The organism is Roseibium sp. (assembly GCF_025698965.1).
In the GTDB taxonomy this organism is placed as follows: Bacteria; Pseudomonadota; Alphaproteobacteria; order Rhizobiales; family Stappiaceae; genus Roseibium.
In genome coordinates, this window is sequence record NZ_JAILWL010000294.1 from 1 (window position 1) to 8,234 (window position 8,234).

Annotated in this window: 8 protein-coding genes; 2 read left to right on the forward strand and 6 right to left on the reverse strand. The window is 56.8% G+C overall.

Translation table 11 applies throughout. The features are described from left to right. Positions 1-1,164 (forward strand): xylose isomerase (gene xylA / locus K5905_RS21180; RefSeq protein WP_297587398.1); only part of this gene is annotated, 1,164 nt, incomplete at its 5' end. A gap of 107 nt (positions 1,165-1,271) precedes the next feature. Here xylA and K5905_RS21185 read toward each other — a convergent pair. Continuing rightward, positions 1,272-1,781: an MmcB family DNA repair protein gene (locus K5905_RS21185; RefSeq protein WP_297587401.1), complete on the reverse strand. Its 510-nt coding sequence runs from the start codon at positions 1,779-1,781 to the stop codon at positions 1,272-1,274. Between the two features lie 133 nt (positions 1,782-1,914). Between K5905_RS21185 and K5905_RS21190 the strand changes: the two genes are divergently transcribed. Then, on the forward strand, positions 1,915-2,361 hold the full coding sequence (locus tag K5905_RS21190) for a hypothetical protein (RefSeq protein ID WP_297587404.1): 447 nt from the start codon (positions 1,915-1,917) through the stop codon (positions 2,359-2,361). A gap of 71 nt (positions 2,362-2,432) precedes the next feature. Here K5905_RS21190 and K5905_RS21195 read toward each other — a convergent pair whose 3' ends face one another. The 5 genes from K5905_RS21195 to K5905_RS21215 form a co-directional block, all read right to left on the reverse strand. Beyond that, positions 2,433-4,217 carry a SulP family inorganic anion transporter gene (locus K5905_RS21195; protein WP_297587406.1) on the reverse strand — a complete coding sequence of 595 codons (1,785 nt, stop codon included), beginning with the start codon at positions 4,215-4,217 and terminating at the stop codon, positions 2,433-2,435. Between the two features lie 81 nt (positions 4,218-4,298). Next, the gene (locus tag K5905_RS21200; protein ID WP_297587408.1) at positions 4,299-5,975 is read right to left on the reverse strand and encodes a bifunctional protein tyrosine phosphatase family protein/NAD(P)/FAD-dependent oxidoreductase; all 1,677 of its coding nucleotides are present in this window, start codon (positions 5,973-5,975) and stop codon (positions 4,299-4,301) included. Between the two features lie 172 nt (positions 5,976-6,147). After that, a complete protein-coding gene (locus K5905_RS21205; RefSeq protein WP_297587411.1) occupies positions 6,148-7,041 on the reverse strand; it encodes an MBL fold metallo-hydrolase in 894 nt (297 codons plus the stop codon). A 38-nt stretch (positions 7,042-7,079) separates the two neighbouring features. Continuing rightward, the gene (locus tag K5905_RS21210; protein ID WP_297587413.1) at positions 7,080-7,517 is read right to left on the reverse strand and encodes a DUF6691 family protein; all 438 of its coding nucleotides are present in this window, start codon (positions 7,515-7,517) and stop codon (positions 7,080-7,082) included. Positions 7,518-7,521: 4 nt separating this feature from the next. Beyond that, complete coding sequence (locus K5905_RS21215) at positions 7,522-7,950, reverse strand: YeeE/YedE family protein (RefSeq protein ID WP_297587415.1); 429 nt, start codon at positions 7,948-7,950, stop codon at positions 7,522-7,524. Between the last annotated feature and the right edge of the window lie 284 nt (positions 7,951-8,234).

Genomic DNA, 8,234 nt, shown 5'->3' on the forward strand with positions numbered 1-8,234 from the left:
TTTTGTTGGCCAGGCACGGATCCGTTTGGTGGCGAAACCTTCATGCGCACCTGGATGGCCGCCGGTGGAGACCCGATGGAACAGGCGAAACTGAAGGCCGATGTGGCATTCGAGATGTTCCAGATCCTGGGCATGCCGTACTTCACATTTCATGACCGCGATATTGCGCCGGAAGGCAAGACCCTTGCCGAAAGCAATGCGAATGTGAACGCCATTGCCGACATCTTTGAAAAGAAGATGGCCGATAGCGGCATGAAGCTGCTTTGGGGCACGGCGAACATGTTCTCGAACCGCCGCTTCATGTCTGGCGCGGCCACCAACCCGGATCCGGACGTCTTTGCCTACGCCGCGGCGCAGGTGAAGAACGCGATGGATGTGACCCAGCGTCTCAATGGAGAAAACTACGTGCTCTGGGGTGGTCGCGAGGGCTACGAAACCTTGCTCAACACCGACATCAAGCAGGAGCTGGACCAGCTTGGGCGTTTCCTGAACATGGTCGTGGAATACAAGCACAAGATCGGTTTCAAGGGAGCGATCCTGATTGAACCGAAACCGCAGGAGCCTTCCAAGCATCAGTATGATTTCGATGTGGCGACAGTCTATGGTTTCCTGAAGGCCTACGGTCTTGAAAACGAAGTCAAGATGAACATCGAGCAGGGTCACGCGATCCTCGCCGGCCACTCTTTCGAGCACGAACTGCACATGGCACGCGCCCTTGGCATTTTCGGATCTGTCGACATGAACCGGAACGACTATCAGTGCGGTTGGGACACCGATCATTTCGGCATGAATGTTCCTGAACTGGCGCTTGCCTATTATGAAATCCTGATGGCAGGCGGTTTCACAACTGGAGGCACCAATTTCGACGCCAAACTGCGCCGTCAGTCGCTGGATCCGGTCGATCTGATTCAGGCCCATGTCGGGTCGGCCGATGCTATTGCGCGCGGCCTGAAAGCCGCGGCGGAAATGGTCGAAGATGGTCGTCTGAAGACCTTTGTCGATAACCGCTATGCGGGTTGGCAAAAGCCGGAAAACGCTCAGATTCTCAAAGGTGGTTCTTCCCTGGAGGAGCTTGCCGCGAGAGTGCATGGCAGTGATCTGGAACCAAAGCCGAAATCCGGCAAGCAAGAATACCTGGAAAGCCTGATCAACCTGTTCGTCTGATCGGAGCTTGTGACCGAACGGCACAGGTGTTTCCGGTTTCTGGCCGCGGAGACCTTCGCGGCCTTTTCATGCCTGCAGTCTTGTTGAAACCTGTTTTCTGATGTTCGTCAGAGACCGTCGAAAAAACGCTGTGCATCCGGGTCTGTTAGACTGTGCAGCCGGTTGGCGGCATGGCGGGCAAAGTGCAGGGTGACTGATTTCCGGGTGGCGGCGGCGAGCCTGTGTTCCGGGGCGTCACGAATAATTTCCGCGCCATACCCGTCGGAAATGATCAGACCGGCCTCTTCGGGGAAAATGTCTGACGGCACATCCGGGTGGGTCGCGAAAAAAAGCCTGTCGCAATGCTGCCGGTAATCCGGCCATTTGCTGTCTGCTCTCAAATCGGCAATCGATGATTTGACCTCGATGATCCAGAGCTCATGCTTGGGACCGATCGCCAAGAGGTCCGCCCGGCGTGCGGAGGCGAGGGTTACTTCCGGGAGGCAGGCAAAATCCATTTGTCGCAACAATCTGGCTGCCCCGCGCCAGACCTTCAGCGCGGTCTCCGACTGGCGGCCATCAGTCAGCGGATCATCCAGCTGAATTCGGCCAGGTTGATGCGAAAAGTCCTCGTTCATTCAATTTTTGTTCCACATTTGTTCGAAAAATACAAGTCGCTCTATCGCATAAGTTGAAGAGGCATCGTAAATTGCCTGTTCCCATGTCGGGTCAGGACAATTATGACATAGGATAGTCAATCCGGGAGGGGATATGCGGTTTGATTTTTTGAAAGTGAGCGCCCTGACAGTTGCGCTGTGTGCTGCACCGGGAGCGCCGGTTCTTGCGGGCAAGGGAGATTTGAAGATCCAGGTGCCCAAATCCGCCCCCCTGCTGCAGGGCAGGACGCTGGATTTGCGCTTTGCGGAATTTGCGCAAGGTATCTGGGTGCGAGACCTGAAAAACTGCCCGGCACAACGCATCGATCAAAGCGCACCTGGCTCAACCCTTGCCATCTATCGTGGGCTCTGGGAAATGCCGGGCCGCATCTGTCAGGTGTATGGTGCCGAGTTGGGCAGTCGGAAGACGCAGCGTGCGGCAATCAACTGCCTCATGAGCGATGGCGGTGAAGCGATAGAACTGGTGACCGTTCAACCCAGGGGTACCGGCAGCTTGCTGGTCCAGGAAGGAACGCCCGCCAATTCAATTCCGTTTCTGTGAAAGAATTGTCCCCGTCCTGCATGCTGAAGGCAGCAACTAGGCCGTTAGGACGAATTGGTTTGGAGCTTTTGTCAGATTTCAGGTCCGACCCAGACGACGGGCCGGGCGGTTTTCTTCGGTGTCCGGGATTCCGAGATATGAGCTGTCAGAGGATCCAGCGTGCAAAGTGCCTCATATTGGCTGAGAAACACCTGCCCCGTCAGATGATCGAGAAAGTCGGTGCGCTTCAATCGGTCCATCACCGGTCCCTTGACCTCTGAAAGATGGAAGCTCACTCCTGCGTCGGACAGACGGTGATTGATCTCCTCCAGACTTTCCAATGCGCTGGCATCGATTTCGTTGACGGCAGGGCACATCAGCACCACGTGTTCGATTGCCGGTCTTTGTGCGACCAGTTCATAGACCTTGTCTTCCAGATATCGGGAATTCGCGAAAAACAGACTCTCGTCCACCCGTAGCGTCAGAACGCGTTCGCCTGTCACCACCTTGTGGCGGTTGACATTGCGGAAATGCTCGGTGCCCGGAACGACACCGACAATTGCCATATGCGGGCGGCTGTTGCGGTAAAGGTAAAGCGCGATGGACAGAACGACGCCGGTGACGACGCCAGGCTCGACGCCGAAAAACAGCGTCACCAGGATCGTTGCCGCCATCGCGGAAAAGTCGCTTTTCGAATAAGCGTAAGTACGTTTGATCGCGCCGAAATCGACCAGAGACAGAACCGCGACGATGATTGTCGCTGCCAGCGTTGCCTGCGGGAGATGGGTGAGCAGCGGGGTCAGGAACAAGGTAGCAAGAGCAATGCCGACTGCCGTAAACGCCCCGGCCGCAGGCGTGGCCGCACCTGCATCGAAATTGACGACCGAGCGGGCAAATCCGCCTGTCACCGGATAACCGCCGGATACGGCAGAGGCGATGTTCGAAGCACCGAGGCCGATGAGTTCCTGGTCCGGGTCGATACGTTGGCGCTTCTTGGCGGCAAGCGTCTGGGCGACAGACACGGATTCGACGAAGCCGATCACCGATATCAAAAGCGCAGGCGCGGCGAGCGCCAGCCAGAGCTCGCTGTCAAAGGACGGCAATTGCGGCACGGGCAGGCCGGAGGGAATATCGCCGACAACGCGTACGCCGCGCTCACCCAGATGGAATACCGCTGACACAAGGGTGGTGGCAGCAACCGCCGCGACCGGTCCGGCCTTGGTCAGAATATCGGCAAGAAACGGTTTGATCCCGAGACCGAGCAGCAGCTTTTTCAATCCTTTGCGCACCCAGAACAAAAACGCCGTCGCCATTGCCCCAATTGCCAGCGTGATCCAGTTGACTTCATTCAGATGATCGATGATCGACAGCAGGATGTCATACAGCGTGTGACCGTTGGCCTGAACGCCCAGAATATGCTTCAGCTGGCTGGAGGCGATCAGCAGACCGGATGCTGTAATGAAACCGGAAATCACCGGATGACTGAGGAGGTTGGCGAGAAAGCCAAGCCGGAACAGGCCCATGGCAACCAGCATCAGGCCGGACAAGAAGGCCAGGACGATTGCCGCCCCGAGATATTCCGGCGTTCCCTGTTGGACCAGCTCTCCGACTGCGGAGGCGGTCATCAGCGAGACGACGGCAACCGGCCCGACGGCGAGCGCCCGGCTGGTGCCGAACAGAGCGTAGGCGACCAGCGGCAAGATGGATGCATAAAGCCCGACTTCAGGCGGTAAGCCGGCAAGCAGCGCGTAAGCGAGTGATTGCGGGATCAGCATGATCGTCACAATCACGGCGGCAACCAGATCGCTGGTTGCCGTTTCCTTGTCGTATCGCTTGCCCCAGTTGAGAATGGGCAGATAGCGCTGAAGCAGGTGCATTGGTTTGGCTCGTGTTCTGCCGGTATGTCAATCGAACCGGTCTTCCGGCTCGAATTTCTAGGCGGCGTGTATCCTGAAAATCTAGGAGGCGGTGACTTTTTCCGGTTTCGCCATCCATTCCTTGCCGCGCAACATGGCGCGCCAGTAGACAGGCGGCAGAATACGTTCCTTCAGCAACCAGGCAGTTCGCGTAGGCTTGGTTCCATCGACAAGCCAGCGCGGAAAACTTGGCAACAGCGTTCCGCCGTAACCGAATTCGGCCAGAACAATCTTGCCGCGTTCCACGGTCAAAGGGCAGGACCCATAACCGTCATATTGCGCCGTGGCACTGTGGCCTTCGATGTCGGAAACGAGGTTCTCGGCCACCACTGGCGCCTGCTTGCGGGCTGCTGCTGCCGTCTTGGCGTTCGGGGCGTTCATGACATCTCCGAGCGACCAGATATTGTCATAGGTCTTGTGACGCAACGTTGACTGATCGACATCAACCCAACCGGCGCTGTCTGCCAGTGGTGAGACGCGAATGAAATCCGGTGCTGTCTGCGGTGGCGTTACATGAATCATGTCGAAATCGGTCTCAAATCTGCGCGGCTCCTGGTTCGGGTCCTTGATTTCGAACACCGCCCGTTTACGCGGACCGTCGATAGAAACCAGATTGTGAAAGAAGTTCAGGTGAATGCCATAGCGCTCAATGTAGTCCATCAGGGCCGGAACATAGTCCTTCACGCCGAAGAGTACGCCACCGGCATTCATGAACTGGATGTCCATGTTGCCGAGCCTTGCCATTTTGGTCCAGAAGTCGGCGGAGAGATACATCGCCTTTTGCGGGGCACCGGCACATTTTATCGGCATGGGCGGCTGGGTGAAGAGCGCTCGCCCGGCATGCATCTCCTGAACGAGACGCCAGGTGTAGGGGGCAAGGTCATAGCGGTAATTGGAAGTCACGCCGTTCTTGCCGAGAGTTTCGACGAGACCTTCGATGCCGTGCCAGTTCAGTTTCAGGCCGGGACAGACAACCAGCCGTCCGTATTTCACCACCCGGCAACCATCCAGGACCACCGCATTGTCCTTCGGTTCAAACGCCGCAACGGCGGATTTGATCCAGTGAACCCCTTGCGGAATGAGCGAACCCATCGTCTTGGCAGTGTCTGAGGCGTTGAAAATCCCGCCGCCGACCATGGTCCATCCCGGCTGATAATAATGAACATCCGCGGGATCGATGATTGCGATTTCGAGATTCGATTTGCGGGCAAGCAGGCTTGAGGCAACAGAGATGCCGGCAGCGCCAGCTCCGACAATCACGACGTCAAAACGGGCGTCTTCCGCGGTCTCGGTCGGCGTACGGCCACCATTGGCGATCCGCCGGACGACACCGGCCATGTCATATCCGGCAGCTTTCGTCAGCTCCAGAATATCAGCAAGGGGTTTCTTGTCGGCCTGTGACAGCGACCAGAGCGTTGCGGAACGGGTCCCGGTCCGGCAATAGGCAAGCACCGGCTTGGGCAAGGCATTCATCAGTTGGTTGAAGGCCACCGCGTCTTCGTCGCGCACCTTTCCGGCAACAATCGGCAGATAGTGGACTTCCAGCCCGAATTTTCGGGCATTGGCCTCGATTTCCTCAAATGTGGGTTGATCTGCCCCTTCACCGTCAGGGCGATTGCAGATCACCGACCGGAAACCGAGTTGCGCAATGTCTGCCAGATCGTCCGGCCGGATTTGAGGAGATACGGATATTTCCGCGTTGATTGCCTTCAATGTCACAAAATTTCCTCCCGAATGTGCGTTTCAAGCAAGTTGGGGAACGCACAAAATCACCGGACCGAAACGCGAAAGCGATCAGTCTGTTGGATATTTTGTGCGCTACCGCATTGGAAATGCAGACGTGTTTCCTGGGTCAGGCAGAACCGTCAGACTCTGCCCGACTTTTTCGTCCCTAGAGCTCGTTCACCGGCACCTTTAGGAACGTCTTGCCGCTCTCGTCCGCCGGCGGCAATTGGCCTGCGCGCATATTGACCTGAAGCGAAGGAATGATCAGTTTCGGCATGTCCAGCTGAGCGTCCCGCTCGGTCCGGAATTTGACGAATTCCTCTTTGGACTTGCCGCCGCCCACATGAATGTTGTGCTCTTTCTCGGCACCGACCGTCGTCTCCCATTGGATGTCGCGGCCGTTCGGACCGTAGTCGTGACACATGTAGAGACGCATTTCGTCCGGCAGGGAAAGCACTTTCTGGATCGATTCGTAAAGGGTCGCCGCATCTCCTCCCGGGAAATCCGCTCGAGCCGAGCCGCTATCCGGCATGAACAGGGTATCGCCCGCAAATGTGGCGTCTCCCATCACATGCACCATGCAGGCCGGAGTATGCCCGGGTGTATACATGACGAACGCGGTCATCTCGCCGACCTGATAGGTGTCGCCGTCCTTGAACAGCTTGTCGAACTGACTGCCGTCGCGCTGAAATTCCGTCCCTTCATTGAAGATCTTGCCGAAGGTCTCCTGAACGACGGTGATCTTTTCACCGATGCCCAGTTTGCCGCCGAGTTTCTGCTGAATATAGGGAGCGCCGGAAAGGTGATCGGCGTGAACATGAGTTTCGATAAGCCACTCGAGTTTCAGATCATTGTCCTGGATATAGGCGATGATTTCGTCGGCATGGTCATAGGTGATGCGACCGGCCGCATAATCGATATCCATGACGCTGTCGACAACCGCGCAGGCGTTCGAGGCCGGGTCCTTGACCACATAGCTGATGGTATTGGTGGCCGGATCAAAGAAAGCCGTGACGTCTGGTTTGACCGCCATATCGACCGGGTAATTTGAACCGCTCATTTTCGTCTCCCAAATAGTGGCCGTGAGTTTCAATAGGGTCAGGCCCCGGCCGGTTGTTCACCAAAGTTCAATTTGATCATCCACCTGGCTGCAATGATACCTGCCGCGATGGCTGCTGCTGTTATCAAAGGCTCGCTCATACCAAGGCCGAGCACCGGAATGAGACCACCGGGACAAAAGCCGCTCAAGCCCCAGCCAACCCCGAATATGGCGGAACCGCCGAGCAGTTTGGCATCAAGGTCCCGTTTCGTCGGCAGGCTGAAGGCCTGAGCCATGAGGGGCTGTTGCAGACGAAACACCAGACGATAGCCGATGGCGGTAACCAGCAACGCTCCACCCATGACGAACGCGAGACTCGGGTCCCAGGTTCCGGCGAAGTCGAAAAAGTTGAGAACCTTTGCCGGATTACCCATTCCGGAGATAAGTATACCGACGCCGAAGAGAAGGCCAAATGCGAAAGCAAACAGAAGTCTCATTTGGTTATCCTCCAAATACATGCCGGGTGAGAAAAACCGTGACGATGGCTGTGGCCATGAAGGTCAGGGTTGCCGCGATCGATCTGACGGACAATCGTGACATGCCGCAAACGCCGTGACCGCTGGTGCAGCCGGAGCCGAATGTCGTTCCGACGCCGGTCAGGAAGCCGCCGATCACCAGGAGAATTGGTGAAGAGGGAACCGAGATTTCCGGAAGCTGGCCTGTGACGCCGAGCAAAATCAGCGGACTGGCGATCATGCCGGCGAGAAACGCCGCACGCAATGTCCAGTCCTGGGTGAACCGTGTCGTCAAAAAGCCGCTGAGAATGCCGTTAATGCCGGCGATCCGTCCGTGCACAGCCATCAGTGCAACTGCTGCGAGCCCGATTGTCATTCCGCCCACGAAACTGAGAAGTGGTGTGAAGTCTGTCATGATGACCCCTTTATTACATATATTCGAATATATGAACATAAGAAGAAAGTCGCAAGTGTTTTCCCTATGGCGAGGTGACGCAGGCGAGTGAAAGACGTGAAGGCGCGACCCTGGACGGTTTGGCGACAATCAACGTCCAAATGAATATCTCGAATTCAGTCAGGCGCTCGTTACCGGGGAGGAGGTGTGGTTTGCGGTGTACTGGTCGCACCGGAGTTCACCGAGGAGGCTTTCACGGTGGAGCCTGGGGAAAGCCCGAGAACCACGTCCACTCCATCTGGGCG